At 48.1% G+C, this 1,079-nt stretch carries 1 protein-coding gene; it reads right to left on the bottom strand.

Features of this window, described 5'->3' with window-relative positions:
• Nucleotides 1-1,070 (bottom strand): DUF1800 domain-containing protein (locus tag R7F07_RS25365; protein ID WP_318110690.1); only part of this gene is annotated, 1,070 nt, incomplete at its 3' end.
• Nucleotides 1,071-1,079: the final 9 nt, after the last annotated feature.

Genomic DNA, 1,079 nt, shown 5'->3' with positions numbered 1-1,079 from the left:
CGCAGTGCGCCTTGTTCTGCGGTGTTCATCACTGTTGTTGCTCCGTCATAGCGCGCAGCGGTAAGTGTAAAGCCTGCGGCTCGGTGGAAGTTGGTGAGCACCAAAATGGGCTCTTTCACTTTCATTGGCGGCGTGTTGGTTAACCCCATGGCTTCGTTATCAAGTAAAACCGCGCGGATCACTGCGCTTAAATCACCTTTTACCCCTTTTCCGTTGTTGTTGAATACGCGAGCAACTCGCGCAACGTACTCCGGACTTGGGTTAGAAGAGACGAATCGTTGAATCAAAAACTTCGACACAAACGGCGCAATGTTAGGATGAGACATCAATATATCCAGCACTTGTGAGAGCTCTTCTTGGGCGGTCAAACCCGCAGGAATGGTTGTTCCCAACACGGTTTTTTCGTTGTTATCATGTCGGCTGTTTATCACGCGCATGGGTTCAACAAATGCCGTGTCTGAATTTTTCCAACCAGTTAGCGCCCGGGCCAGTTCTTGGATATCAGTTTGAGAGTAGGTCGGCAGCGGTTTTCCGGTTTTAGGATCACGTTTTACACTGCCATCGAGGTTTAGCTCGTAAAGTCCTAACGTAAAAAGCTGCATCAGTTCTCTGGCAAAGTTTTCATCCGGTAGCGCGCCTGTTGAAGGATTTTCCTTAGTGCTGCCCATCATTGATAGGTAGTTACCCATCGCTGGGTGGATAGCCACTTCGTGTAGAAGATCACGATAGTTGCCAAAAGCATGCTTCACCAACACATCGTAGTAGTCCACTAGGCCTGTTGGCTTGCTCGATAGTGCTCCGCCATAGCGCGAGACCACGAGTATTTGGCTTAACGCAAATGCCATTCGCTGACGAAGCTGGTCTTCTGATGTGAGAACAATTTGATACCAAGCATTTTCTCGATTTGCTTGTGCTCCTTTGCTAAAAGGAGTGTCGTAGAGAGGACGATGATAGGTCGCCGGAAGAAGAAGTTGTTGTTTGATCCAACTTTCAATGCCAACTTCTTTGACTTGATCAATCAAGGCTGGCGTTGGTCCAAACGTACTTTGATAAAGAAAGCGCGCATTGATGAAGTTAGC

This window comes from Vibrio sp. YT-16, assembly GCF_033337405.1.
Classification (GTDB): Bacteria; Pseudomonadota; Gammaproteobacteria; order Enterobacterales; family Vibrionaceae; genus Vibrio; species Vibrio alginolyticus.
Note: the sequence above shows the minus strand (reverse complement) of the source record. Positions and strands in the feature narration are given on the sequence as shown.